The following is a 24,729-nucleotide window of genomic DNA, read 5'->3' as shown; positions in this document are numbered from 1 at the left end:
GGAGGCTGCCACACTCTCAACCGGCAGCCCGGCCGATTCATCGGGTCGCCGCGTTTTCGAGAGCGCTGCTGAACCTGACCTCGATCGTGTCTCCCGGCATGACCTCGGTGTCTTCTTGGACAAGCTGTTTCCGCCATTCTTCGCCGAGCTTGCGAATGATCGTTACCTCGGCCTGGATCCTTTCGCCGGCAACCGGCAACGGCAGGGCGGCCGCTCCCGTGGGCTGCAACTTCTGGCTGGCGGCGCGAAGTCTTGCGCTGACGTCGGCAAGGCGCACGTTGGTATCCTTCAGCTCGGTCAGCAGACCGATCCTTCTTTGGTTGTCATTGCGTTCGCGCTGTCTGGCAAAATCGTCCTGCTGACGTCGTGCTCTCATAAGTTCAACCGAGGTTTCGAGTGCCCGGCTGGAAGAGAGCACCAAAGCGCGCCGGACGTCGGCGAGCCGGGTATTGGTTAGATTTCCCGACTCAAACGCTTTCCTTACGCGCGCCAGTTCGTCTTCGTCCGCCTTCACCCCATCCGCTTCGGCCCGCTCGCGCTCGAGCAAGGTCTCGGTTTGCGCTGCAGCATCCTTGCCACTTTTGTCGAGAAAGCTCTGCTCTTTCTGGAAATTGTCCAACGAGAGCTTCAGCCCTTCTGCTTCGGCCTGCGCGATCGCCGACGCAAAACCTGCCGACAACGGCGACCCTTGTGGTGGCTGCATGTCGAAAGTCGACTTACCCTGAAGTTCGGCGCGCAGACGGGCGCTGTGAAAATAGTCTCTCGTGTATTCCCCCCAAAGCGACTCATAATCGCGCCGCAGATCCACCGGATCGGGGCCAACCTGGTTTGCCCGGGACCGCAAAAGGCTGAAGCCACCTGACACCGCAATCGCCTGCCGCACGGTCATCAGCGGGCGATAGGCCTGCTGTCCGGGAGTGAGCACGTCGCCAGTCACATAGATCGGCCTGTACTCTGCAACCACGGCGGTCACGTCTGTCGGCTTGATGACGATCATTTGCTCCCGCCCGTCAGGCAGCCGCTGGTGGAATATCTTGGTTGGCAAGATCGTCTGCATGCGTGTCTGCAGTTCGGCCGGAGTCAGGCCGCCAACCGAAACCATCCCGACTTCGGGAAGCGCGATCGTGCCGTCCATCTGGACCACCGCACGTTGCGTTCGCTCAGAGATGGAGGCAATTCCTATCTCGACGGTATCGCCGGCGGAAAGTCGATAAGCAACCCGTGCTTCCGCCGCAGCGGCCGTTTCCATCGCGGCTAGCATGCCGAGCACGACAAGAAGGATTCGATTAACGAGGACCATTGGCGGCAATCTCCTTCTGGTTCGACCGCGACTCTTCCGGCCAATCGAGACGGGTGATGAATTCGTAGACTGGCCCGCCAGGCACGCCCCAGTTGCTCGACCAGATCACCTGTGAGCCGTCGGGGGACGGCGAGGCATGGGTTTCGCTCCAATAGTCGGACGGGACGTTGTGGGTTTGCGTGACTCGTCGAACCTCACCGCTGCCGTCGAGGCGCAGCGCGATCACCTCTCGCGCATATGGCGCCCAGTCGCGATTGGCAGATATCTCATCGGGATTGCCGCCATAGCTCACGAACACCCAGCCGCTCCTGTCCAGTGCCCGCGCGGACGCATGCTCCGCTTCGCCAAATTTCATAAGCGAGGTGACCTTCCCGTCAATCAGTCTCCTTTTGATGACGTGATATTTGTCAGGGTCGGATTTGCTGATGCCCACGAAAACTTCGCTACCGTCATCATCGACCGTCATATCGCCATGGCCGGGCCGATGATGGTCCGTCCACCTCTGCCGCAACGTCCCGTCGACGGAGAAAATAGCTCGCTGTTCTGTGTCTTCGTTCACGTTCTGAAAGCACAGGATGTTCGCTCCCAGCGGGGAGATCGAGCAGGCGCTGACCGTTCCGGCAAGCTGGGCAAGATCGATGTCAGGAAATTTCCGGCGCTGCTTGAGATCATAGGCAAAGGCAACCATCGCACCATCCCCACGGATCGCGCGCACTGCTATGCGGTCGCCGTCGCGGCTAGGATTGCCTTTGGACGGACCGAACTGAAGATCATGGTAATTCGGCGACACGAACAGCACGTCTTCGCGATTGGTCCGTGGCGCCCAGGTCGAAATTTTCCGGTCCTGAACGCAAATCATCAGATCGGGATTTTGCGGATGCCATTCGCATTCAGCCGATCGAGCGCGACGGAAAAGCGGGACATAGGTGTGCCCGTCGAAAAAGCACATGCCATTGCAGCCGTTGGTGATGACGAGGAGGCTCTGGTCTGAATTCCATGCCTGGGAGCTGGAATAACGGTGGCTGCAAAATTTCTTCTCGCATACGACGCCATTGCCAAGAGCGCCAGGCTTGGTGATGCGCATGAAAACTGTCCCGAAGGCTGGATCCGTCGCGGGTTGGAGATAATCGGGCAGATCCATCATCACTGGCGCGACAAACTGTGTCGGCGCGCTGTCTTGCCGGCCGCTGGCCGTGGACAAATCCAACGACAAGGCAGCCGCAATCAACAGCGGAGCCAACCCACGCGGGCGAAAGGTCATGTCATGTAGCCCATTTCGTGTCGCACCCGGCCTTCGCTGAGGCGCCCTTGCCACCATCCGATGGTCCGCTCCAAGCCTTCGCGCAGGCTGGTCTGGGCGCGCCATCCAGTCTTGCTTTCGAGGAGCGAAGAATCGGCCAGCAAGGCACGCACCTCGGAATTCTGCGGCCGCAGCCGGCGCTCGTCGCGGTGAATTGGTTTCTTGCAGCCACTCAACTCGATCACCAGATCCAATATGTCCGAGATCGTCACAGCGCGCTGGCTTCCGGCGTTGTAGGCATGGCCAAATTCGAGCTCGGCCGAACCTGCGGTCAAAAACGCCGCCGCGGTGTCTTCCACGAAAGTAAGGTCGCGGATCGGGCTTGTGTCTCCCACCATGATCGCAGGGCATTTTTTATCGAGAGCCTGACGTATGATGGTCGGTACGATGGCCCGCTCACTTTGGCGTGGGCCGTACGTATTGAAGGGCCGCATGATAACCACGGGAATGTCGAACGATCTGGCGTAGGACTCCGCCATCATGTCCGCACCGATCTTGGATGCCGAATACGGTGACTGTCCCTGCAATGGGTGGGACTCGCTGATAGGCATTGTCAGCGCGGTGCCATAAACCTCGCTTGTCGAGGTGTGCACCACACGCTCTGTCTCCCATTGGCGCGCCGCTTCGAGGACGTTGACCGTGCCCAGGATGTTGGTTTCCACATAGGACTGGGCGGCGGCATACGAATACGGGATAGCGATCAGTGCGGCGAGATGAAACACGACCGCCTGGCCGCGCACGATCCGATTAACGAACGCGCTGTCGCGAACATCGCCGCGGATGAGGTTCAACTGGCTTCGTATAGTGTCCGGTAAATCGTCCAGCCAGCCGTGGCTGTCGAAGGAATTGTAGAGAGCCACCGCGGTGACGTCGGCACCGCTGCGGACGAGCGCCTCGGTGAGATGCGAACCGATGAACCCATCGGCACCCGTAACCAGAACTTTCCTGCCCTTGTATGCCATGACCCAAGCGTTCCCCCTATGACGTGAGGCACTGACTTTGCAAATCCACGAGAGCGCCGATGTCCCATCTGCTCTCAAGTTTCGATCGGCAGCGGCGAAACGACGCCAAGCACCGCCAGCAGGCCGCGCACCATCCAGACGACATCGGAGACGATCGTGCGTTGCGGATAATAGGAAAGGTCAAGCCTGGCTTTGGCCGGAAACAAGACCTCACGGTAGAACAGTAACGGGTCCACGGATCGCGGATAAAAATGCGCTTCATTCCGGAAGAGAACCTGGGCTGGACCAAGCAAGCCTGGCTTGTATTGTAAAATACCCTCGAAGCCCCCGCGAAAACAATCGGCGAAGACAAGGCTCTCCGGGCGCGGCCCGACGATTGCCATCTCGCCCCTGAAGACGTTCCAAAGCTGCGGCAGCTCGTCGAACTTGGTGACGGCGAGGAACCGTCCTACCGGCGTCATGCGGCTGTCATCGGCCATGGTCAGCGCCAAGCCACCGGGATCGCATTTTACGCTGAACTTGCGGAACTTGTACATGCGGAATGGGCGAGCACCGGCCCCGACGCGGGTCTGCGTAAAGAAGATGGGCCGACCGCCTTCCAGCAGCAGCGCCACGGCAATCAGCAACATCAGCGGAGCAAAGACGATCGCCGCGGCCGCAGCAATGACGAGATCAATTGCTCGTCTCACAGTCCCATGGGCGGCACTTGAGACGTTAGGCCGGTGAATGGCTACGTCCAGGGCATTCATGCGGCTGTTCCTGTCTGAGCGCAACCGCTAACCGCTGCGGCAAGAGCGACAACCACCGTTTCGACCAAAGGTGCCGTGACCTGCGGATGCAGCGGTACCGTCAGCTCGCGCTGCGCGAAATCTTCGGTGCGCGGCAAATGAGTATCGGGGATAAGCTCACGATAGAGCGTCATCTGGTGCACCGGCGGGTAGTGGATAGTGGTTTGTATCCCTTGCGCGCGCAGTGCGTCGATGACGTCTTGCCTGTCGGCGTAACGTGGCAAAAGGATAGGCATGATGTGGTAGGCCGACGTCCGCGGCTCGTGGAACGGGATGGTCACGGCCGGACAATGCTTGGCTATGAGACGGCGATACAGCATGACCAGGATACGCCTGATCTCATTCCACTCCTGCAAATTTTGCAGCTGGACGAGTCCGATCGCAGCCCGCAATTCATCCATGCGATAGTTGAATCCGAGCATGGTGACATCATACTGAGGGGTGCGGCTGTTCAGCCTTTGACGTGTCCCGGTGGTCATCCCATGTCCACGCGCCTGGCGGATTGTCTCGAGCAGACCGGCATCCCTGGCGATCACAGCCCCGCCTTCCGCCGTGGTCATGTTCTTGTTGCCGTAGAAGCTGAAGGCGGCCGCGGCACCAAATGTCCCCACCTCCTTCAAGCCCGGCGCATGCGCCGCGTCCTCGACGATATGCAGCCCCCGGGCACGGGCGAACCTCTGCCATTGTTCCCGATCGGCGAGGTAGCCGGCGAAATGGACGAGAATGATTGCCTTGGTGCGGGTCGTGCATTTCGCTTCGGCTTCCACGATCGACATCAGCGGCACGTCGGCTGACTCGATGTCCACGAAGACCGGTGTCGCACCGACATAGAGGACCGCATTTGCGGTCGCCACGAAAGTCAAGGATGGCACCAGCACCTCGTCGCCCGGTCCGATGCCAAGTGCGTGCAAAATGAGATGAAGCGCTGCCGTACAAGAACCGACCGCGACGCAATCCTCCGCACCATGGACGTCGGCAAAAGCTTGTTCGAAGGCTCGTACCTGCTCCCCCATTGTCAGCCAGCCGCTGTCGATGACCTTGGTCAAAGCAGTCTTTTCCGGCACACCCAGGATCGGGGCACTGACCAAGAGCATCACAACCTCCTAGACTGATAATTGTGGGAACCGAGCTCGTGACTTCATCATGCAGCCGTCGCGGTGACCTCGATCGAGGCCGATTGGTCTTCCCAGGAAATGGTCTGTGCGTTCTGGAAGTCGTCGACGCGCCCGATATCGAGCCAGAGACCCTCATGCTTGTACACGTGCACGGTTGTGCCGTTCTGCATCATCTGCAGCATCAGGTCGTCGAACCCAAAGGGTATGCCGGATGGGATAAACTGCAGAACGTCCGGGTTCATGCAGTAAATTCCCATGCTGACCAGATGCGAGAGGGTCGGCTTCTCGCGAAAGACCTGCACGGTATTGTCGACTTCGTCGATGACGCCGAAATCCATCTTGATCAGACGACAGGCTGTTGCGATCGTCACCGGATCGGTGTGCTTACGGTGCGCTGCTACAAATCGACTGAGGCTTAGATCCGTAAGGACGTCGCCATTGAGAACGATAAACGGCTCCGTCAGTTCATCCCTGATCAAAGACAGTGGCCCGATGGTGCCAAGCGGCTCCATCTCCTGCGTATATCGAATTTTCAGGTTCCACTGCGAGCCATCTCCACACACGGTGCGGATCAAGTGGCCGAGATACCCGGTTGTAATATAGACTTCCTGAATACCGTTGCGTCGCAACCATTTCAGAAGCATCTCGAGAACCGGCCGTGCGCCGATCGGCATGAGCGGCTTCGGCAAGACCGAAGTGAAGGGGCGGAGGCGTGTTCCCATTCCTCCACATTGAATCACCGCTTTCATCCTGGTCCTCCCTTGTTCATTCGGCCTGAACGCTATCGTCACGGGCCGGCTATCCTGCCTTGGTCAGCACCCGGGAAACACGTTCTTTGCCCCTCCGAAGAACCGGTGAGATTTCCCGCAGAAGACCGGTGAGATTTCCCCACCGATCCCTGATCCGGACATTGCATCTGGATGGTATGTGGCCGTCGGGGTGGATGTCGTCGTGCATTCGAATGGTAACAATTCGGCCGTTTTGCTGTTCTATATCTTTGGATCTATGGCAGTGCTGAATGACCAGCCGGTCTGTCAGCTTTCCAAAAGGTCAGAACGTATGTTCGACGACGTTCGGCGGGTTCGCTCACAAGGGGCAAAAAAAAGAGGAGCGTTTCCCGTTATTTAAGATTATATTAGAAATTCGGCGTTTGTGGTGTTGGGGGTGCCGCGGCGTCGGCTGGATGAATCGACGAGTGAATGGCTACGACTTCAGGCCCATCACCGTTCAATCCATTCAGATACGCGTTGGGGTAGTTCAATGTATCGAATCGTCATCGCCGACGATCACGGCTTGTATCGTCGCGGCTTGCGATTGGCACTGACCGCAGGCATTCCAGGTGTAGAGATATTTGAAGCGTCTTGTTTCGACGCGGTGCTCAGTTTGCTGGCGGAGCAATCGTTCGTGGATCTCGCGATCCTGGATCTGAATATGCCAGGCCTGTTCAATCAAGAAGTGCTCGGCGGGATCCTGTCCGCCTATCCGGATACGCGATTTGCGATCGTTTCCGGAAACGATTCACGCTCGGAAATACTCACGGCTCTGTCGATCGGGCTTCACGGTTACATCGTAAAGTCGCAGACGGACGAAGAGGTTGTTTTGGCCGTCAATGAAATCCTCTCCGGGCGCATCTATGTTCCCGCACTTCTGTCACGCTCGGGTGCAACGCAAGCAACCCACGCGCATACCCACTCCGAGAAGGGCCCACAGCGACGTACCGCTGGCGTCAACCTTGGCAGGCTGACCTCGAGGCAAAAGGAAGTCCTCAAGCTGATGGCGGAAGGCTATTCAAACAAGGAAATTGCGCGCGATCTGGAAATCGCGGAGGCGACCACGAAAATCCACGCTGCTGCGGTTCTGCGTGAATTGGGGGTACGCAATCGGACCGAGGCTGCCGTTATGCTGAAGACTTGGCTTTCGAGACATGCCAGCTAGAGCGCCGCGCGTCCTTTTGGACGTGCAACGGCATCCCATGACTCCTCACGCATATTACTGCATATCCCAAAGCCACGGCGCAGCTTTGGGCCAACGACATTCTTGGAAAGAACACTGCCCATCTCAAAGGCCGCTCAGCGCCACCCGCCTTTAGATATCTGCTTCCGATTGTAGCACTGCACTACAATCCGATTTCCTTGCGCGACAGCCGCAGCGAATACCGCAACCCTTGGTCCGATATTTCCAGCCTGGGAGAGTGACCGACAAGCGGCGCTCCATCCACTCCGATTATCATGGAACCGAAGCCATGACGGACTACACTTGAGGTCCGCCGCCGCCCCGATTCCACCCACTCGAACACGACATCGCTGCCTGTGTCTTCAGCTGCGAACGTCCAGCTTACGTCGATCCGGCCTTTTGAATCGCCAAGCGCTCCGTATTTCATGGAATTGGTGGCAAGCTCGTGAACGATCATTGCAAAACTCTCGGCGGCGCCTCCCGATATCGCCACGGACGGACCGCTGACCGATATGGCGCGTGTCCCCATATAAGGGTGCAACTCTTGCGCAACGAGATCGTTTATCGCCCCCGATACGCTGCCGTTGCGTGAAAGAAGCAAATGGGTTGCCTCGAGCGCGCGTATCCGATCGATCAGCATTTCCTTGTATTTGGCGACGTTGTTTCCGGGAACATCGACCATCTTCACGAGCGCCGTGATCACCGCGAAAACATTGCCGAATCTATGACGCTGTTCGAGCATGATGCGCTCCCGCTTCTTTGCCGCGGCACGCAGCAGCGTGGTTTGTCGTCTCTCGCTCAGATCGGCAGCCACTCCAAGCCGCTGTCCACCATCATCATGTCTTTCCTCCCTTCCGCGCAGCGCAACCCAGCGGATATGTCCGTCCGGTCGGCGGACACGTATCTCAACATCGTAATTCGTGACCGATGGTGCGGCCTTTCTCGATGCCGCCAGCTTTGGCCAGTCCGCCGGATGGACGACAGCTGACAGTTCCTCCAAACTGCGGCTATTGGCCTGGGCCAGGCCGAGAATGTCCCAGAACGTGTCCGAGCCCGTGACTGTCCCGTCTTTAAGGTCGATGCGCCACGTGCCCAAGCGTCCAGCAGACAGAGCGAGGTCCAGCCATTCCTTCTGAGCCCGAAGCGCTTCGTGAACAGCGCGTCGTTCCGAAATATCGTCGACCACCACGAAGATGCTCTCCGAGAGTCCCCCCTTGGGCACGGACGAAGAAAGCGTTAGCCGAGCCCAGAATGCCATACCGTCCTTTCTTAACAGACGGACCTCGGAAACGAACGAAGAGATGTCATTGCCCAGCCTTGCCAACAATTGCGCCAAGGTATGCCGGTCGTTCGGATGGGCGAGCGTATCGAGCCGCAATTGGGCAAGCTCCTCCTCCTTGTACCCGGTCATCTCGCAAAGGCGTTTGTTGGACTGAAGCAACTCACCTTTCTCGTTGGTGTTCGCGAATCCCAGGGCAGCACGTTCGAAGGCCCAACGATAGCGGCTTTCTGTCGCTTCGACGGCAGCTAGCCTGGCCTCCGCGACTTCCAGCAACTCACGCAAGTCCTGCCGAAGGCGATGGAACGTCATGGCAATTACCCCGCCCGAAACCAGAAGCAGGATTGCGCGTGCCCAATCTCCATTTGAAATGTGATCGTGTCCTCGCGCCCACAGGCCGACAGTCACCATCAGAATGGTCGCAGCAAGCGCTGCCACGCGGTCTTCGAGATAGGCGATAATAATAATAGCCGGAATAAATTCCAGAAAACTGGCGCCTTGCCCAATATAGGCTGACGATTTGATTTCAAATATCAGTGTGGCAGCTAACACCGATGCAGAGGCAATATGAGTTAGCAATCTGCCCGACGGGTTCGAATTCGACCTGCGCGACTGCGAGCTCATGGACACAGACTACAACCTTCTGACTAGCCCGTCGAGACTAGAGCAAAAAACGTACAGCTTAGTACCACTGCCGGATTGCCATACCGCTATCATAGCGCGCATTTTATCGGACGCAGCGGGGCCTAAGAGCTGCCTTAGAACTGTCGGATCATATTAAGTTTTTCAAGGTGGCGATGAACATATTATCCGTCAGCGCATAGAAGACTAGAATCCAGCGACACATAGAAGACTACATGAATCCCGAATACTTATTTCGGGCGTGTGAAACTTTGGGTTAGGGGTAGAAAATGAATCTGATCGATAGACAGGTCAATGCTTCTTCGAGCAATCGGTACATTGCTACGAGGACCAGGTATGATTTTGAAGCGCGGAATACGCGGCCCTCTTCTGGTCACCTTGCCGATCGCGCATCGGATCTATTGGACGCAAGGTTCGGCGAACAAAAAGGCCGCAGTCTGGAATCCATAACCGGCGTGCTTGATCGCATTGGCTGTGGCTATCTCGTGCTGAATCGCGAGAGAAAGGTGGTCGAGTGGAACGCAGCCGCCCAAACCACGCTTGAGCGCCAGGGGGAAGCGGCCGACACTGCGAGCGGGCTTACGACCGCCCTAAGGCGGCTGATCGCAAATGTTCCGGGTCAATTCCTGCCGGGCTCACTATCCTGGGTGGTGATCCGCAGCAGAGGCGACCGTCCGGTGATTCTGAACGAGAACGGCGTTATCGCTCCCGACGGAACGAGCATTGTGGCGTTGCTGGATCGGGATAACAGATCTGGGCCAAATCCTCGCACGTTGCAAAGAATGTTTGGCCTGACGAGCGCAGAAACGCACCTCGCCTTGCGCCTGGCTCAGGGCGACGCTCCTTTGGAGATCGCTCGCAGCTGGCGCCTCAGCCGCACCACGATCCGTTCCCAGCTTGCCTCGCTGTTCGCCAAGACCGAAACAAAACGCCAGGCGGAACTGGTGGCCCTTCTTGGCCGCATTTCGGTCCTGCCGTAGAGGCAGGCCACTGGATACCATCGCCGGACGTCGGCATCCGCCCGGGGATTCAGACGGCGCAAGTTGGAGTGTCATGACTTGGCAGGTCGTGCACCGCATGACGGAAGCCGCAATCCCGGACCGGCCATTCGGTACTGTCGAACGGATTCGAAAGGCGACAAGTTGGACAACGATCTAGGCAGCGAGTCTGTTCTTGCCGCAGCGGAGAAGGTGGAAATCGCTCGATCGCGTTCGGACCGCGCGGTGAAGAGACTGGCACGGACCGGACCGATCGTCGTCACCGGCGCGGCAGGCTTCATTGGTTTTCACGTCGCTTTGCGGCTTTTGCGTCTGGGTGTCGAAGTCATCGGCGTCGACAATTTCTCCCCCTACTACGATCCACGACTCAAGGAAGCGCGATTTGCGCGCCTCTGTACCGAGTCGGGCTTCACTCCGATGCGAATTGATCTGGCGGATGCGGCGCGTGTCCAGTTGCTGTTTTCAGAAGTTCGACCTTCAAACGTTGTGCATCTCGCGGCTCAGGCCGGCGTGCGACATTCACTAGTTGACCCGCATGCCTATCTGCAATCGAACATAATAGCCTTTCTCAACGTTCTTGAGGGCTGTCGGCACTTCGGCGTTAGTCACCTCGTCTATGCCTCTTCGAGCTCCGTCTACGGCTCAAATCGAACCATACCGTTTTCCGAGCATCACGGCGCCGATCATCCTGTCAGTCTGTACGCCGCAACCAAGCGTTCAAACGAATTCATGGCGCACTCATACAGTCACTTGTTCGGCTTACCTATGACTGGACTGCGCTTCTTCACCGTTTATGGCCCCTGGGGCAGGCCCGATATGGCGGTCTATATGTTCACGCGTGCGATTATCGAGGGGAATCCAATCGAAGTAGCCAATGCCGGCCGCGTGTGGCGAGACTTCACCTATATCGACGATATCGCTGAGGGCGTGGTTCGAGCACTTGCTGCACCGCCGCGGCCCGATCCGCATTGGGACCCCTTCACCGCCGATCCTGCTACAAGTTCCGCGCCGCATCGCGTCTACAACATCGGCAACGACTGGCCCGAGGAGATCAACCGGCTCATTTCGATCATCGAGACCGCCCTTGGCTGCCGGGCGCTTCGCGTGGATGTGCCGTTGCCGCCTGGCGACGTTTTAGAGACACGCGCCGACGTCAGCGACCTTCGCAAGGCCGTCGGCTTCGCCCCGACGACGCGGCTTGAGGACGGAGTGCAACGCTTTGTCGAATGGTACCGGGACTTTCATGGAAGGGATGCCGCGACCAGCATACGGCAACAAACGTTGGTGCATGTAGAGGCCACCGTGTGATCCGCGCCTTGTCGGAGCGACGGATCCACGCGTCTGTTATCCTGTCGGGGCTGCTGGTCTGGTCAAAAGATCAGCTGATGCCGCACAGCGTCACGACGACATTTTCCGGTCATCGATGCCCCGCGCGATCCTCGCGCAAATCAGCTTATCGCGGGCAGTTCCAATGAGCGATCTCGATTCGGAGACTGAAGTTGCACTTGGCACGGAGCACAAAGAATTCGCCGCATCCGCGCTCTGCCGAACAATGTCATTCAGATGGATGATGGTGACGTTCGGGCTCCATCGTAAGCTCTATTCGACCGCATTTTGCCTCCTCGGAATCGCGAGCTCATGTCCCAAAGCTACTTTCTGAGATCCAGGACGGTTGCTACGGTCGAGAAAATAATCACCCGTGTTCCTCCAAGCCCGATCGGCGGTATTCTTCGCGCGGCAGGAGGCGTTTCGGCCATGGCGATTGCCGGCCAGCTGACCCTGGTCGCCGCCATTCCCGTTTTGGCCCGGCTCTATTCCCCGGCAGATTTCGGGATCTTCACGATTTACCTGTCGATCGTAAACATCCTCGGTGCGATCGCAGCATTGCGTTTCGAGGCCTCGCTTTATGGGGTCAAGGACAGTGCGCAGGCGTACGTGACCGTTAAGCTCATTCTCCTGGCTGTCTTGGTGACGAGTGTCCTGGCCTTTGGGGCAGGACTGCTGTGGGCGAGCATCGCTCCAGCGCGAGTTGGCCACCTCGCCTGGCTCATTCCACTTGGGATGGGGGGTGCCGGCCTCGTCGAAGCAATGAACTGCTGGAGTCTGCGCGTAGGCCTGCTACGCGACTTCGCCCTCGGCCGCCTGATTTTGCCGGTGACCATGGCCCTGCTGCAACTAACTTTTGGGCTCGCCCATTTCGGAGGCGACGCGATGGTGCATGCTCATATCCTGAGCCAATTCATCTTCATCGGAATCCTCGGCTCTCGGATTCTGAGCAGGAAGGACATAGGCGGCATCGCCCGAGCGCCGTGGCGGACCGTCTTTGCAGTCGCCAGGCGAGAATACAAGTTTCCATTGTTTGACATTCCGTCGGCCCTAGCGAGTTTTGCCATCATCAATCTTCCCGCAATACTCGTTGGTTCGCTGTTTGGCGCCGCTTTTGCCGGCTACCTGGGAGTTGCGTCACGGCTGGTGACTGCACCCGTCACGCTGATCGCCAACCCGCTTAGCAATGTTTTTGTATCTGAGGCGAACAAAACCAGCAGTCGCGCCCATTTGCTCGGCACCGCGCACGGCCTCTTGATGCTTTCAGCCGGCCTCACCGCATTGCCAATATTAGCGCTTGGCCTGGCCGCGCCATATATCGTCGTTCCCCTCTTGGGCGCGCCCTGGGTTCCCGCCGCAGACATTATGACCGCGCTGGCGTTCATGGGTGCCACGCAGGCGTTGTCGACACCGCTTCAAGATGTCCCGGCTCTTCTGCGGCGGCAAGAGGTACGACTTCTCGTCGACGGCGCGCGGACGGCGCTTGTATTTGGCCCGCTACTCGCCGGTGCTGAGGCAGGTTGGGAACCACTCAAAGTCATTTATCTGATGGCGGCCGGCGGCGCCGTCGGGTTTGCACTGAAAACGGCGGCCTCTCTGTATCTTCTCCGCCACTACGTCGAACCATCGGGAGCCGCCATACCAAAGCAGAGTCATCATCTCGAGGGAAAAACACCATGAAGCACTCGCAGCTTGATCAGCTTCTAACGACCGATGTGGTTGACCAACATCATCGCGCTGATGCTTCGCGACTGCGCCCTTTCATTTCAGTTGCCATCCCGACCTTTCGCCGACCGGACACGATCCGCCGGGCGATGGATAGCATTCTGAGTCAAGATTTCGCCAGTTGGGAGCTGGTCGTCAGCGACGACGAGGGCCGAGAGGGAGCGACCTGGGCAATCGTCACCGAGTATGCACGGACCGAGCCTCGCATCCGAATTGTCGAGAACGGTCGGGGCCGGGGTCAGGTCGAGAATACCAACAACGCCATGCTCGCTTGCGTCGGAAAATGGATCAAGCTGCTCCATGACGATGACTGGCTCGCCCCAGGCGCACTCAAGACCTTTGCCGAGGTTTCCACCAAGCATCCCTCGGCTGCATTTATGACCTGTGCCGCGAATATAATTGAAGACGATCGGATGAAATTCCGATTGCCACCGCAAGGGCGACAACGGATCTCCGTCTACTCGAGCCAGCAATGCCTAACGGACCTCTATCTGGTCCGTACGACGCGGAGCCTCGGGATCATCCCGTCGACGCTGTTGATCAACCGCGACGTCATTCACGCGGGTTGCCTGATGCGCGCGCACAATTCTATCCCGGCCGGAGTCGACCAGCTGTTCTTTGTTGACCTGGCATGCCACGGAGACATGGTCGCGATAAATGACGGCTTGATCTTCTACGACGCGACCAATCACCCGAGCATCACTACAACTAAGAATTTTGATGAAGTTGATCAAGTAACTCTTGCCGTCAAAGAGCTTAACTGGAATCTAATTCAGGATCGTAAACACCTCCCTCGCCCCGAGACTTTGTTACGGGCGCTGCGGGTTGCTCGTATTCCCAGCAGATTCCACCAGCAGTCATGGCGAGCGACGATCCAAGATGCCATGCAAATTCTTCGCCCATCAGTTATGAAAATTGCGAGCCAGCACATTCTTACTTACGTGTTCGCCATCCGCCCGAGACTGGGCCGGTTGCGTAGCCAGAGGCGAATTTAGCGTGGCGGCATCATTGAGGCCTGCGTTGGCCGGCTGGCACGCATTCTACACCGTCGAAGGCGGCTTTCCTTCGTCCAGGCTTCGGGGATAGCGAGATGACCATTTGTCCGGCGTGTGGCAGTGTATCAACCGCAAAATTGTTCGAAGTGACAGCAGACGAGGCCTCTCGACATTTCATCAATCCGCGTCAGGACCCCGATCGCTCCCGAAAGTTAACAAGCCACCTGTCGGATCTCTGGGGCCGTAACACTTGCGACATTCGCAAATGCGCAGATTGTGGATTCGGTTTCGCAGATCCGTTCGTCGCCGGCGGCTTTGAGTTTTATAACTTAGCCTGGGCGTACCCTTCTTATCCAACTATGAAATGGGAATATGCAAGAACAATCGAAGAGCTCGCGGGCCTGAATACTGGCGGAAAGACTGCTCTCGAAGTGGGATCGGGGTTTGGGTATTTTCTCGACCGCATCAAGAATAAATTCTTCCATACTTCGGATATTTCTGCCGTCGACTACAACGAAACGGCGCGATCAGTACTGGCGTCAAAAGGCTTCAAGACATTTGCAAATGACTTTCGAGATGGCAGCTTCAATCCCATGAAAGAGGCGTTCGATTTTATTTTCATGTTTCAGGTCTTCGAGCATATGGACCAAGTGGATGAGGTCTTTGCTCGCTTAAAATATCTTCTGAAGGCGGAAGGATCTGTTTTCATTGCCGTGCCAAATGAAAACAGAACGTACTATATGGAGTCTCACGGTTCGCTCGTAGACATGCCACCAAACCACATTGGCCGATGGACGAAAGGAGCCTTCGATGCCATATGTCGGCGGCACGGCTTGCAATTGAGCAAATGCGAGCGCGAGCCGTTCAATCTCGCCAAATTCCTGAAGCAAGACATCGTCCACAGCTTTTTGCGAAAGGGCCAAAAACCAGGTAGTCTGAGTGAGTTCGTTCGGGCCCTGCCGCGAAGCAAAGCGCAACGAATGGCGCAAGGTTTGACCGCCCTTGCGATTTCACCGTCACGCTTGCCGGCATGGGCATACGCCATCAGGAACGCATCTACGATGGGCGGGAGCGCACTCTGGGCGAAAATCGACAAAGTCTCGTCACCTGCGCCACGGATTCATCGCCAAGCCAAGCAGTAATGAGCGGTGCCACGCCGCTTGCAGCGGGAAGGTGATTTTGACACCACCAGGCTGCTGGACCTGCCAAGCAGACGAAGGATGGCATCAGGGGCGTCGCCTCAGGCGTTGCTCCCGAAATTCATGAATGCCCGTCCGGCGGCTCCTGGCCAGTAGGTTCCGTTGTGACACCTCGGCCCCACGCTCCGGACGGATCTCTCCGCGGCAACCCCGGCTACGGGCGAATGGCCCGCGCCGGCAGCCGATCGGCGCGGCGCCTAAAACGGGGATTTTCAACGGGCGGTGGTGGGAAGTAGGCAACAGTAAAAGCCGAGCTCGTCATGCTCCCTCCAGCAAGAGATCAGCGCTGTCCCCAAACCGGTAACCCGCGTGCTTCCTGAGATTAACCTTCGTGAGAACGCTTGCGACGGGAACCGAAGCTGGCGTATCGCCCGCAAGCAAGTCTAGGACGCCTCGCGCGATGCTGCGTCGCGTTTTCGCCCAGCGAATGGCGAAAAGAACCACGTCACCCCAGCCTGTCAGGAGTCTGGCCTCTGGTCCCTCAAGCCCCAGCGGCCCATTTATGATGACCACCCGATAGACCGAGTGCAGTTCATCTTTGAAAGGGGAGCCATCGACACTGGACAGTAAGGGCAGCAGATCCTCCGACGGTGCGAGCGCCATGAAATCGATTCCGATTGCCGACATTCCAGCTATCGCATCACGCAGCGCACAACGGTCATTGATATAGTCTCCAAAAAAATTGTGCGGCTTACGTGCGCTGAATTCCTTCACAAACTCGCCTGTAAGGCGGCGGTCCGTGCGGTCCAGATCAATAAAGAGTACTCGCCCTCCAAGTCTTGTGGCCGCCAAGGCCATGCTCCATGCGAGCTCGGTCTTGCCATCATCCTCACTGCAGGATGTTATCAAGATTATGTTCGAGCAATCCCTCGCCCGCTGGGGCGCTGCAGCGACAAGCAGGGCCGTCACGGCGCGGCTGTATCTTGACTCCTGCTGACCTGAAACCAGCTGCTGCAGTCGCCTCGCGTGCGTTGTGGCAGCCTGGGGTATCAGCCCGAGGCACGGAACTTTGAGCGCGGCTTCAGCTTCGGCCTCTCCGTGCAAGGTGCTATCGAAGCGTTGGCGGACAAGTATGAAGATCCCCCCAATCAGGCCAAACACAACCATGCCGGGCGGAATAAGAAATATTGGCGACAGAGTCGTTGGATTGGTAGGAGGCCACGCCGCTGAGAGAAGCCTGACTCCGGGGGATGGACTTGCGATACGCCGCATCAAGTCTTGTTGCCGGGTCAAAAGGTCGTTGTAGCGCTGCGTCAGGATGCCGACCTGGGGCTCGAGAGCGCGCAATCCGGAAAGCCGGCCGGCTGTATCGGCCACAACCGCATCCAGGACGTCCTTACGCTTTTGCAGCACCGCTATTTGGGAGCGATAGATGTTCGTCTCGGCAGCGACGCGGGCGATTTCTTGTTCGATCTCACGATCGATCGCATTTGTGACATCCTCATCTGTTGTGCCGTTGGCCTGGCGTGCCAAGAGATCGGCCAGCACGGGTGATCCGATGGTTTCGGCTACCGCGGCAACCGACGCGCCCCCCTTTCGCAAGTCCTGAATGTGTTGAAGTCGAGATTCCGATGCGGAGAGATCGGCTTTCGACAAGGAGATTTGCTGGGTGAGTTCGACTATCTCCTTGGCGGCATTATCCGCTGCACCTTGGTCGATCGCGCCATGGCTCAGCCGATACCTCTCAAGACGATCGGTCGCTTCTGCGAGACTGTTCTGTGTAGCTGGAAGTCCGGCAACTATCGATTCAAGTTCCAGTCTGTCCGATGCTTGGCTTTTCCTTGCCAGATCGCCAATATACACTTGGACAAAGGTATTGGCGATCAAAGCAGCTCGCGCCGGATCGTGATCGGTGAAGCCGACACTGATGACTCTCGATCGCAGCTCCTGGCCGATCCTTATACCCTTACGGAGTATCTTGAGTTCAGCCGCATCTGGCTCCGCCGGAGTGCTTCGCGGCCAAATTTTGGCCAGCAGATCGGCTGTACCCGAGCGCAACTTCGGCGGCTCGACGCCCGCAGGGTCAGCAGCAGAATTTTCGGTAACAGCATCAACCTTTCTAGTATTGTTGAGAGCGTCCGTTTTGCGCAGCGCTGCCACCACGCTTCGCAGATGGCCTTGCGACGAGAGCATGGTGATGTGGTCGTCAATGCTGGAATCCAGCACATCTTGAGTAGAGACCGAGCCGCCGGCAGGGGCTGCTCTACTAGGTGCGTCGACGATTACCTGTGCGGTGGCTTCATACAGGGCAGGCCGTGCAAGACCCGCAAGCGCGGCTAATACACCGCCAGTGATGACCATGGCCAGCAGGAACCATTTTTTTCTTGAGAGGGTAATGAGGAGCTGATGGAATGGGGTTTGCGTGTCCATCTGTTCGCGTAAAGGCCGTTTCATGCGCGGAGCGATTTCGCGCGCAGGCACGTGCATTTCGTTAACGTGCGGAAGGTGGATGCGGCTAACTATGGACCCTTCCATCTTAATCTCCTGTAAGTTCGGGCACGCGAGAACCCGTTGCTGTGGGCGATGGCCGCCTTGCCTCGTTGTGCCAGGCCTGGAACATCAAAGCGGGCCACAATTCACGAGAATGGTCGTGCCTGCCGTCAACGTGATCGCGCCAGCACGCATCCACCTCTGCAAGGTCGAAAATCCCGTCTCCGGACAAACGCATATCGGCGACAAGGTCGTTTGCCCAACTCAGCAGCGGGCCTCTCAGCCAGACTGCTATAGGAACATCAAAACCTTGCTTCGGCCGCTCGATCAGCCGCTGCGGAACGTACCGGCGCAACAACTGACGAAGAATCCACTTGCCTTTGCCATTACGAACTTTCGTATTCGTCGGCAGGCGCCAGGCAAATTCGACAACCCGATGATCGAGCAGCGGGCATCGCCCCTCGAGGCTGTTGGCCATGCTGGCGCGGTCCAGCTTCACCAATATGTCCCCGGGGAGGTATCCAGCCATATCGTCATACAAAAGACGGGACAGCAGCCCATCAAGCCGGTGATCGACGTGAATTGATGAGGGTGGCTGGTGGAGGCTCAGGTTCTCGTTCGATGATCCCGTAAGTCGCCGATACAACTCGTCCTCGTTGGCTGCAGCAAGCAGCTGAGCTAGGCGATTCAGCCGATCCCCCCGAAGCGCATGCCGTGCACCCTCCGAAAGCGGCAGCTTGCCGACGAGATCGTGGCGGGCTGCACGGGCCAATAACCCAGTGCCTGCCGCGAGCGCCCGACGCAGTGCTGACGGCAGAATATGCTGTCGTCGCAGGCGGGCCGCCATGAAGTGGCGGGCGTAGCCGGCGAAGCATTCATCGCCACCGTCGCCCGACAGAGCCACCGTAACGTGCCGCCGGGCGAGCCGCGCCACCAGCAGAGTTGGTATCTGCGATTCGTCAGCGAATGGCTCGTCCCAGATCTGCGGCAGTTCTGGAATGACGTCGCGCGCTACGGCAGCCGAAAGGTGGAGTTCGGTATGGTCGGTCCCCAGATGGCGCGCGACTTCCGCAGCGTGGGGAGCCTCATCGAACCCGCCCTCTCCGAAAGCGATCGTGAACGTGCGCACGGGCTTTTCCGATTGAGCCTGCATAAGGGCCACAACCGTCGAGCTATCTATTCCGCCCGACAGGAAGGCCCCGAGCGGGACGTCAGCGATCATGCGCTCCCGAACGGCAAGTCGAAGCAGGCCGTCCAGTTCATTGGTGAGTTCCTCGTCGCTGCCGGCGACCTGTTCCGCCCGCCCTTTCGTGGCGGCTTCGGCCAGCGACCACCAGTGTCGAATGCGATGCGACAGAGAGGCGACACTGCGTTCCCCGGAGAACTCAGCGGCCGTTACCGACAGGACCGAACCCGGCGGCAGCTTGAACACGCCTCGCCAAATGCAGCTGTCATCCGGTACCCATCCCTTCGAAAGCATTGCCGCGGCCGCATCGATATCGAGCTCCTGGCAAAACCCTGGAAAACGGTTGATCGCCTTCAACTCGGAAGCAAAAACAAGTGCATCGCGTGTTGAGGCGATATAAAGCGGCTTTTTACCCATTCGGTCGCGGGCGAGATGGAGCGTCCTTGTCCTAAGGTCCCACAATCCTAAAGCGAACATGCCGGCGAAACGGGTGAGTGCTTTTTCGAGGCCCCAACTCTCAATTGCGGCGAGCATGACTTCGGTATCGCTGGCGCTCCGAAAATGATGGCCTGTACTCTCCAGCTCACGGCGCAAATCACGGAAATTGTATATTTCGCCGTTGAATGTAATGACATATCGGCCGCTTTCAGAATGCATCGGCTGACGGCCAGCCTCTGACAGGTCAACTATGGCCAGCCGCCTGTGGCCGAAGGCCACCCCCGATTCACAGTTTACCCAGAATGCCTCGCCATCCGGCCCGCGGTGACGAAGTGCGGCCGTCATCTGCTCTATTGCCCTGAGCGGCCTCGTGTCGGCTGAATCGGAGGCAAGAAGAATTCCGGCAATACCACACATACCATTACCCCGGATTGTTGGAGATTGCAGAAACTGCTTTCGGCGTACCGGCGACAAGGCAGATGGTTAGCGCAAACCATACGATCGGGTGGCGGATGATCAGATGCGGCATCCCGAAGATGATGATTGACACCACGAGCGCTAACAGCGCGTCGAGCTTCGCACGCCACACCGATATGATGGCGGCGCCGACTATCCAGACCAGCGCCAGAACCGCAATGAGACCACCTTGAGTGTACAGGTCGAGGATCGTGTTGTGAGCCTCGAAGGGCCGTTCCAGAAATTGCGAGTCGAACACTGATGGGCGCTCGAGATGCGGACCTGGACCAAGGCCCAGCGACCCGGATTCGGCGCCCTTCTCCAGCGCTTCGTTCCAGAGATGCACGCGGAGTGCGGCGGTTTCGGCAGTGGCCTCGCCGCCTTTGTCCTTGGTCAGGCCCTTGGCGAAATTTTCGAAGACGCTCGCCTCAGTTACGGCGTAAGGGGTTATCGCGATCGCCAACGGAAGGATACCGACAAGCAACAGGAGGACGGCTTGCCGTGAAAAGCTGACTCTGTTGCCACCGGTCTTGAGCCATGTCCTGATCCGCAGCCCGAGGAACGTCAGGCAGGTCAGGATGCTGGTGTACAGATAGGTATCGCTCTTTGTCAGCCTCCCGACATAGAAGGTCAGGAACAAGCTGGCGATCCCAAGAAACCTGCCCCATCGATTGCTGGTGGTGGTCGCAAGATGCAAGGCTAGCGGGCCAAAGATTGCGCAGTAAAGCGCGAGCTGGTTTGGATTATGCGACCAGCCACGGAAGCGGTCCCAGTACCAGGGATCGACGCCTGCTTGGGGGATCCAGCCCCAGCCCTGTCCCAGCTGAACGGCAAGCGCGATATTCGCGATGCCCACAACCCACCAGCCAGTACGACGCAGCCGGCGATCAGCGTCGGGTTCTGCAGCGGCAAGGCAGGTGATGCTGACCAACAGCAGGTAGGCCATCGTATCGTGCATCAGGCCCGTCAGATATAGAATTGTGGTCAGATAGCCGACGACGGTGCCGATCCCGAGAGCAAGCGCCATGATCGTCCAGAAGCTCACAAGGCGTGTCAGCGCCGGCCTTGTCTCCAGGTGGCCCCCGGCGAGTACGCGCCCAATCGACAGCATGATCCAAAGTACGATGAACAGTTCGCCAACCCCTAAGGGCGACCCTGGAATGTCGAGTTGCACCGCATAGGTCGTTGCGAGGCCGCAGGCCAGGATCGCGTCCCGGATCATCGGCGCCAGTCCAATCTGCTTCTCGCAGCACCCTCTCCAAACAAGATCGGAGACGCCGGTCGGGCGAGATCGCTGTAGGGTTTGGCGCCAAGGATATTTTTGTACAGATCGCAATATTGGGCCACCACCCGCGGCAGCGCGAACTGCTCCCGGACAAGTTCGACGGAACGACCGCCCATGACCTTTCCGCGACTGCGGTCGGAAAGGATGTCAACTATTCGAGATGCAAGACCATCGGCGTCGTGCGGTTGGACAAGATAGCCGTTCCATCCATCCTCGACCACTTCATTGCAGCCGGGCATGTTCGAGGCAACGATGGGCAAACCCGCCAGCCCTGCCTCGAGCAGGACGCGCGGGATTCCTTCCCGATATTGTGTGGGGAAGGCGAACACGTCGGCCATGCCAAGAAGGGCTGAAACATCGCGTCGTGGGCCAAGCGCGATAACATGAGGAGCGTGTCGATCGATTTCCGACTTGTCGACTGCAAATGGACCTTCGGACTCCCAAGGGCCGACAAGCACGAAACGAGCGTTAGGTCTTTTGGAAAGGACGCGGGGCACTGCTTGAAGCAGTATCGGGATGCCCTTCTGGCGGGTCAGCCGGCCCACAAAAATCACGATCTCCGCTGACTGGAGCCCTAATTCCTTGCGCATTTTCGTTGCCGGCGGAGCAAGATGCCTCGCCATGGCGAACGCATCGACGTCGATGCCAGAACTGCGGATCACTCTTCCGCTGCCGGGTTCAATTAATCGAAAGCGCTTGAAGAAGGCCTCATCGTCCCGGTTCTGAAACACCGTCGCTGCCGTCCAGAAGGAAGCAAGCCACTGCAGTCCGCAAAAGATTGGACGCAAGGCCAGAGCCCGCGGTTCCAGCGAGGAGAATGTCCAGCCGAGGCCGTTGATCGTGCGTACGACCGGAACTGTTCCGCGCAGCGAAAGGGGTGCCAGCAGGTTAGGCTTGGTGTCGAAACTTTGGACAATGTCAGGCCGGAGTTCCGCAACCAGTTTCCGAATCGCTCTTACGGCGGTCCACTCGCCACCGCCGCTGGCAAATCGGTCGAAACCGTAGCCGCGATGCGGAATGCCATGCCGCAAAAACGCAGCCTCATCGCCGGTCGAAACCGCTGTGACCCGGAAGCCGCTTTCGCGCAGCGACATTAGGAACGGAATTCTCAGGGCGTGATCTTCGCCTCCCACACAAACGAGATGCGGATTCATCCCAAAGCTCCCGTCCGTGCGCCGTGTTTCGGTCGCATGAAGTAACTACCTTTCGCATCTGCTTTCATGGTTCTGCTTCGTTACTTCTGTGCGCGTGAAAGGGTACGGTAGGAGGAGGCTTGCCTACTGTCCTCGTCTGTTTGAATGAGGTAAACCGCATTGGGATCACGGCCTTACGCATAGCGCGAAGCACCTCGACGGCATCTTGTGGATACGCCGATGAATTGTGCCTCGAACTCTGGCGAGTTCTGCCAAGCCGGACTCGTCACTGATAAGCCAACCGAAGAAAGCCCTTCCGACAGTCGTGCGCTGTACGGCTGCTCTACGCTGGGATTCCTAAGCTCCCTGTCCGGTCCGCGTGTTACCAGGCATGATGATCAGCCCTCTCACCCACAACCCCTGACGCGACTTGCCTTCATGCGACCAGCGGGCAAGCCGATTCGACCCCTCCGATGTCGGAAACTGATCTGCCGACCGATATCCCGCGACGCGCGGGCAGACGCTTACGAATTGTCCACAACTAATTGGTTGCGGCAACGAGACTACGAAGGGCCTTGTCCCTTAGATTAAATGTTCTTCTGATATGTAAAGTTGCAGGTTAACAGCTAAATTAACAATTGAATTCCGCGACATGCAGGCTAAATTTTTAGACAATTAAACTATCTATTTCCAATTAATTGGATTGATCTGCATAGCCGTGCGAGCTTAACGTGGTTATATTCTTGATATTTATTTAATACATCTATTGGGATTTCTCTCTTCGTGCAGCATTCCTATTGGCGATCAACCATTCTATCAGCGCCTGCAGGTATGTGATTTGGCGCTAATATACACCCTCTAGTAGGCAATCCCCGGGGCGCTATCGAATGAGACAAAGGAATATTGGATGGCAACTCTGCACTACGCCTCGGGTGGTTCCGCCACCGAAATCGCAACCGCCGGCTTCAATCTGGCTGACGTTCAGTATGTTTCGCTGGTCAACGCATTGCCGGATGGCATGAAGGGTCTGGTGTACCTCAATGAGCACGAGGGCGTAACCTCATCCTTCATCGAGAAAATGACCCCCTTCCTCGGCAATCCGAATGTGTTTGGGTTCTATCTTGTTGACGAGCCCGATCCCACCGGCAGGTGGGGCACCTACGCAACCGCTGAGAATCTGAAGGCGGAATCCGACTGGATCCATGAGCATTTTCCAGGCGCCAAGACCTTCATCACCATGATGAACATGGGGTCCCCGACCAATCCGGATTTTACGAACACCTACAATCCGGCCAACACGCATATCGACTATTTCGGAATAGACCCCTATCCGGTGCGCACGGGAACGGACACGGTCGATTACGACATGATCGATCGAGCCGTGGCTGCAGCGGTGAAGTCGGGCATCCCGGCTAACAACATCGTTCCGGTCTACCAGGCCTTTGGCGGCGGTAACTGGGAGACTTCCGATGGCGGAAGACAGGTCATGCCCACCCCCGAACAGATGCAAATCATGATCGATCATTGGGCCGCACTGGTGCCGTCACCTGCCTTCGACTACACCTACAAATGGGGAACGCAGAACGGCGACACCGCACTTGAAAGCTCCCCGGAACTGCAAGCCGTTTTCCGGGAGCACAACCTCGCTACCACCGGGACCGAACCGCCTCCCGTCGAGACAAGCGACACCTTGTATGGCACCAGCGGCGACGATGTGTTTCACGGAGCCGGCGGCCACACGATGATCGGCTATGGCGGCAATGATACCTATTATGTCGACGATGTCCGCGATAAGGAGATTGAGGCTGCGGGCGGCGGTACCGACAAAGCATTCGCCTCCGTAAGTCATGCGCTTGCGGCCGGATCGGAAATCGAACTTCTCGCCACCAACAGCCCGTCCGGCACCACGGCGATCAACCTGACCGGCAATGCGTTCGCCCAGACTATCCAGGGCAATGCCGGCGCCAATGTCATCAACGGCGCCGGTGGGGCCGATACGTTGGTCGGCTATGGCGGCAACGACACGTACTATGTAGACAATGTCGGCGACAGGGTGTTCGAGTCGGTGGGCGGTGGTACAGACAGGGTGTTCGCTACTGTAAGCCACACGCTTTCGGCCGGCTCGCAGATTGAGCTTCTTGCCACCAACCCGTCAGGCACATCGGCAATCAACCTCACCGGCAATGAGTTCGCCCAGAGCATCGGGGGCAACGCCGGCG

Annotated in this window: 18 protein-coding genes; 7 read left to right on the top strand and 11 right to left on the bottom strand. The window is 58.0% G+C overall.

What is annotated here, in order from left to right; all coding sequences use genetic code 11:
• Window positions 1–37: 37 nt before the first annotated feature.
• From NKJ13_RS19415 to NKJ13_RS19390, 6 genes are all read right to left on the bottom strand, one after another.
• Complete coding sequence (locus NKJ13_RS19415; RefSeq protein ID WP_352507234.1) at window positions 38–1,300, bottom strand: polysaccharide biosynthesis/export family protein; 1,263 nt, start codon at window positions 1,298–1,300, stop codon at window positions 38–40.
• A complete protein-coding gene (locus NKJ13_RS19410) occupies window positions 1,287–2,561 on the bottom strand; it encodes a hypothetical protein (protein ID WP_352507235.1) in 1,275 nt (424 codons plus the stop codon). The genes NKJ13_RS19415 and NKJ13_RS19410 overlap by 14 nt, the downstream gene beginning before the upstream one ends.
• Window positions 2,558–3,562, bottom strand: coding sequence for an SDR family NAD(P)-dependent oxidoreductase (locus tag NKJ13_RS19405; protein WP_352480477.1), 1,005 nt, complete (start codon window positions 3,560–3,562; stop codon window positions 2,558–2,560). The genes NKJ13_RS19410 and NKJ13_RS19405 overlap by 4 nt, the downstream gene beginning before the upstream one ends.
• A gap of 74 nt (window positions 3,563–3,636) precedes the next feature.
• The gene (locus NKJ13_RS19400; protein ID WP_352778024.1) at window positions 3,637–4,311 is read right to left on the bottom strand and encodes a sugar transferase; all 675 of its coding nucleotides are present in this window, start codon (window positions 4,309–4,311) and stop codon (window positions 3,637–3,639) included.
• Entirely contained in the window at window positions 4,308–5,444 is a 1,137-nt protein-coding gene (locus NKJ13_RS19395; protein WP_352480475.1) for a DegT/DnrJ/EryC1/StrS family aminotransferase, read from the bottom strand. The genes NKJ13_RS19400 and NKJ13_RS19395 overlap by 4 nt, the downstream gene beginning before the upstream one ends.
• Window positions 5,445–5,491: 47 nt before the next feature.
• Window positions 5,492–6,214 carry a nucleotidyltransferase family protein gene (locus tag NKJ13_RS19390; protein WP_023675619.1) on the bottom strand — a complete coding sequence of 241 codons (723 nt, stop codon included), beginning with the start codon at window positions 6,212–6,214 and terminating at the stop codon, window positions 5,492–5,494.
• Window positions 6,215–6,725: 511 nt separating this feature from the next.
• On the opposite strand from NKJ13_RS19390, the gene NKJ13_RS19385 reads away from it, so the two are divergent.
• Window positions 6,726–7,400: a LuxR C-terminal-related transcriptional regulator gene (locus tag NKJ13_RS19385; RefSeq protein ID WP_352480474.1), complete on the top strand. Its 675-nt coding sequence runs from the start codon at window positions 6,726–6,728 to the stop codon at window positions 7,398–7,400.
• A gap of 181 nt (window positions 7,401–7,581) precedes the next feature.
• Here the strand turns inward: NKJ13_RS19385 and NKJ13_RS19380 are convergent, their stop codons facing one another.
• A complete protein-coding gene (locus tag NKJ13_RS19380) occupies window positions 7,582–9,321 on the bottom strand; it encodes a PAS domain S-box protein (RefSeq protein ID WP_352507237.1) in 1,740 nt (579 codons plus the stop codon).
• Window positions 9,322–9,608: 287 nt separating this feature from the next.
• Here NKJ13_RS19380 and NKJ13_RS19375 point away from each other — a divergent pair, with 287 nt between their 5' ends.
• The 5 genes from NKJ13_RS19375 (at window position 9,609) to NKJ13_RS19355 (ending at window position 15,525) form a co-directional block, all read left to right on the top strand.
• Window positions 9,609–10,319 (top strand): helix-turn-helix transcriptional regulator, encoded by a 711-nt coding sequence (locus NKJ13_RS19375; RefSeq protein ID WP_352507238.1) that lies wholly within the window; start codon window positions 9,609–9,611, stop codon window positions 10,317–10,319.
• A gap of 243 nt (window positions 10,320–10,562) precedes the next feature.
• Window positions 10,563–11,645, top strand: coding sequence for an NAD-dependent epimerase/dehydratase family protein (locus NKJ13_RS19370; protein ID WP_352689632.1), 1,083 nt, complete (start codon window positions 10,563–10,565; stop codon window positions 11,643–11,645).
• Between the two features lie 447 nt (window positions 11,646–12,092).
• On the top strand, window positions 12,093–13,343 hold the full coding sequence (locus NKJ13_RS19365; protein WP_352507239.1) for a lipopolysaccharide biosynthesis protein: 1,251 nt from the start codon (window positions 12,093–12,095) through the stop codon (window positions 13,341–13,343).
• Entirely contained in the window at window positions 13,340–14,383 is a 1,044-nt protein-coding gene (locus NKJ13_RS19360; RefSeq protein ID WP_352507240.1) for a glycosyltransferase family 2 protein, read from the top strand. The genes NKJ13_RS19365 and NKJ13_RS19360 overlap by 4 nt, the downstream gene beginning before the upstream one ends.
• Before the next feature lie 95 nt (window positions 14,384–14,478).
• A complete protein-coding gene (locus tag NKJ13_RS19355) occupies window positions 14,479–15,525 on the top strand; it encodes a class I SAM-dependent methyltransferase (protein ID WP_352507241.1) in 1,047 nt (348 codons plus the stop codon).
• 315 nt (window positions 15,526–15,840) lie between these two features.
• Here the strand turns inward: NKJ13_RS19355 and NKJ13_RS19350 are convergent, their stop codons facing one another.
• From NKJ13_RS19350 to NKJ13_RS19335, 4 genes are read right to left on the bottom strand one after another with little or no spacing between them, the layout of a single operon-like run.
• Window positions 15,841–18,057 carry a GumC family protein gene (locus NKJ13_RS19350; RefSeq protein WP_352507242.1) on the bottom strand — a complete coding sequence of 739 codons (2,217 nt, stop codon included), beginning with the start codon at window positions 18,055–18,057 and terminating at the stop codon, window positions 15,841–15,843.
• 1 nt (window position 18,058) lies between these two features.
• Window positions 18,059–20,053, bottom strand: a complete 1,995-nt coding sequence (asnB, locus tag NKJ13_RS19345) for an asparagine synthase (glutamine-hydrolyzing) (RefSeq protein ID WP_352507243.1) — start codon at window positions 20,051–20,053, stop codon at window positions 18,059–18,061.
• Between the two features lie 4 nt (window positions 20,054–20,057).
• Window positions 20,058–21,266: an O-antigen ligase family protein gene (locus NKJ13_RS19340; RefSeq protein ID WP_352507245.1), complete on the bottom strand. Its 1,209-nt coding sequence runs from the start codon at window positions 21,264–21,266 to the stop codon at window positions 20,058–20,060.
• Window positions 21,267–21,310: 44 nt separating this feature from the next.
• Window positions 21,311–22,531: a glycosyltransferase family 4 protein gene (locus tag NKJ13_RS19335; protein WP_352507247.1), complete on the bottom strand. Its 1,221-nt coding sequence runs from the start codon at window positions 22,529–22,531 to the stop codon at window positions 21,311–21,313.
• Window positions 22,532–23,417: 886 nt separating this feature from the next.
• Between NKJ13_RS19335 and NKJ13_RS19330 the strand changes: the two genes are divergently transcribed.
• Window positions 23,418–24,729: calcium-binding protein (locus tag NKJ13_RS19330; protein WP_352778022.1), on the top strand; the 1,312-nt coding region annotated here is incomplete at its 3' end.

It is taken from the genome of Mesorhizobium sp. M0174, from assembly GCF_040322275.1.
In the GTDB taxonomy this organism is placed as follows: Bacteria; Pseudomonadota; Alphaproteobacteria; order Rhizobiales; family Rhizobiaceae; genus Mesorhizobium.
This window is presented reverse-complemented; position numbering and strand designations above follow the sequence as displayed.

Bases quoted from the DNA above. Each gene is read 5' to 3' on its own strand.
- NKJ13_RS19415 (WP_352507234.1), bottom strand. From the start codon at position 1,300: ATGGTCCTCGTTAATCGAATCCTTCTTGTCGTGCTCGGCATGCTAGCC.
- NKJ13_RS19410 (WP_352507235.1), bottom strand. From the start codon at position 2,561: ATGACCTTTCGCCCGCGTGGGTTGGCTCCGCTGTTGATTGCGGCTGCC.
- NKJ13_RS19405 (WP_352480477.1), bottom strand. From the start codon at position 3,562: ATGGCATACAAGGGCAGGAAAGTTCTGGTTACGGGTGCCGATGGGTTC.
- NKJ13_RS19400 (WP_352778024.1), bottom strand. From the start codon at position 4,311: ATGAATGCCCTGGACGTAGCCATTCACCGGCCTAACGTCTCAAGTGCC.
- NKJ13_RS19395 (WP_352480475.1), bottom strand. From the start codon at position 5,444: ATGCTCTTGGTCAGTGCCCCGATCCTGGGTGTGCCGGAAAAGACTGCT.
- NKJ13_RS19390 (WP_023675619.1), bottom strand. From the start codon at position 6,214: ATGAAAGCGGTGATTCAATGTGGAGGAATGGGAACACGCCTCCGCCCC.
- NKJ13_RS19385 (WP_352480474.1), top strand. From the start codon at position 6,726: ATGTATCGAATCGTCATCGCCGACGATCACGGCTTGTATCGTCGCGGC.
- NKJ13_RS19380 (WP_352507237.1), bottom strand. From the start codon at position 9,321: ATGAGCTCGCAGTCGCGCAGGTCGAATTCGAACCCGTCGGGCAGATTG.
- NKJ13_RS19375 (WP_352507238.1), top strand. From the start codon at position 9,609: ATGAATCTGATCGATAGACAGGTCAATGCTTCTTCGAGCAATCGGTAC.
- NKJ13_RS19365 (WP_352507239.1), top strand. From the start codon at position 12,093: ATGGCGATTGCCGGCCAGCTGACCCTGGTCGCCGCCATTCCCGTTTTG.
- NKJ13_RS19360 (WP_352507240.1), top strand. From the start codon at position 13,340: ATGAAGCACTCGCAGCTTGATCAGCTTCTAACGACCGATGTGGTTGAC.
- NKJ13_RS19355 (WP_352507241.1), top strand. From the start codon at position 14,479: ATGACCATTTGTCCGGCGTGTGGCAGTGTATCAACCGCAAAATTGTTC.
- NKJ13_RS19350 (WP_352507242.1), bottom strand. From the start codon at position 18,057: ATGGAAGGGTCCATAGTTAGCCGCATCCACCTTCCGCACGTTAACGAA.
- asnB (WP_352507243.1), bottom strand. From the start codon at position 20,053: ATGTGTGGTATTGCCGGAATTCTTCTTGCCTCCGATTCAGCCGACACG.
- NKJ13_RS19335 (WP_352507247.1), bottom strand. From the start codon at position 22,531: ATGAATCCGCATCTCGTTTGTGTGGGAGGCGAAGATCACGCCCTGAGA.